We start from the raw sequence: 1497 nt of genomic DNA on the forward strand, positions 1-1497 counted from the left end.
TTTGTGGCCTGGCTGCGGCAGGCCCTGTAGCGTCGGGCAGGGCGCCGGGCCGGGATTGTTAATGCTGCGAACGCCCTCGTAATACACTGTTAATAAATAAGGTTTCGCAGCGAAACCCCTTTTCTGTGACGCGCGTTCCCGCGGGCCGCTGTGCGCTTTGCCCCTGCCAAAGCAAAACCGCCGCGGCTGGCGGCCGCGGCGGTTTCATGTCTGGGAGGAAGCCCGGGCTTACAGGTTCGGGTAGAGCGGGAACCGGGCGCAGAGGTCTGCCACCTTGGCGCGCACCGAGGCTTCCACGTCGGCGTTGCCCTCTTCACCGTTGGCCGCCAGCCCGTCGATCACCTCGATGATCAGGTCGGCGATCTGGCGGAACTCCGCCTCGCCGAAGCCGCGGGTGGTGCCCGCCGGGGTGCCCAGGCGCAAACCGCTCGTCACGGTCGGCTTTTCCGGGTCGAACGGGATGCCGTTCTTGTTGGTGGTGATATGGGCGCGGCCCAGCGCCTTGTCGGCGATGTTGCCGGTGACGCCCTTGGGGCGCAGGTCGACCAGCATCACATGGGTGTCGGTGCCGCCGGTGACGATGTCCAGGCCGCCCTGGATCAGCTGGTCGGCCAGCGCCGCCGCATTGGCGCGCACCTGTTTCTGGTAGGTCTTGAACTCCGGCTTCAGCGCCTCGCCGAAGGCCGCCGCCTTGCCGGCGATCACATGCATCAGCGGGCCGCCCTGGATGCCCGGGAAGATCGCCGAGTTCACTTTCTTGGCGATCGCCTCGTCATTGGTCACGATCATGCCGCCGCGCGGGCCGCGCAGGGTCTTGTGGGTGGTGGTGGTGGCGACATGCGCATGCGGGAACGGCGAGGGGTGCTCGCCGGCCGCGATCAGGCCTGCGATATGGGCCATGTCGACCATGAAGAATGCGCCGACGCTGTCCGCGATTTCACGGAACTTGGCAAAGTCGATCTGGCGCGGGATGGCGGAGCCGCCGGCGATGATCAGCTTCGGCTGGTGCTCGTTGGCCAGCGCCTGGATCTGGTCGTAGTCGATCCGGTTGTCATCGCGGCGCACGCCGTAATGCACCGCGTTGAACCACTTGCCCGACTGGTTCGGCGCGGCGCCGTGGGTCAGGTGGCCGCCGGAGGCCAGGTCCATGCCGAGGATGGTGTCGCCGGGCTTCAGGAGCGCCTGGAACACGCCCTGGTTGGCCTGGCTGCCGGAGTTCGGCTGCACGTTGGCGTATTCGCAGCCGAACAGCTGCTTGGCGCGGTCGATCGCCAGGTTCTCGGCGACGTCGACATACTGGCAGCCGCCGTAATAGCGGCGTCCCGGGTAGCCTTCGGCGTATTTGTTGGTCAGCACGGAGCCCTGCGCTTCCATCACCGCGGCGGAGACGATGTTCTCGGAGGCGATCAGCTCGATCTCGTCGCGCTGGCGGCCCAGTTCGGCCGTGATCGAGGCAAACAGTTCAGGATCGCGCTCAGACAGCGCTTGGGTGAAAAA

The 1497-nt window shown here is 66.4% G+C and carries 1 protein-coding gene; it reads right to left on the reverse strand.

The genetic code is table 11. The features are described from left to right. Positions 1-228 precede the first annotated feature (228 nt). The coding region (gene glyA / locus AB1A62_RS22135) for a serine hydroxymethyltransferase (RefSeq protein ID WP_366663611.1) at positions 229-1497 on the reverse strand (1269 nt) is incomplete at its 5' end.

Origin of the sequence: Leisingera sp. JC11 (genome assembly GCF_040704725.1) — a bacterium.
Classification (GTDB): Bacteria; Pseudomonadota; Alphaproteobacteria; order Rhodobacterales; family Rhodobacteraceae; genus Leisingera.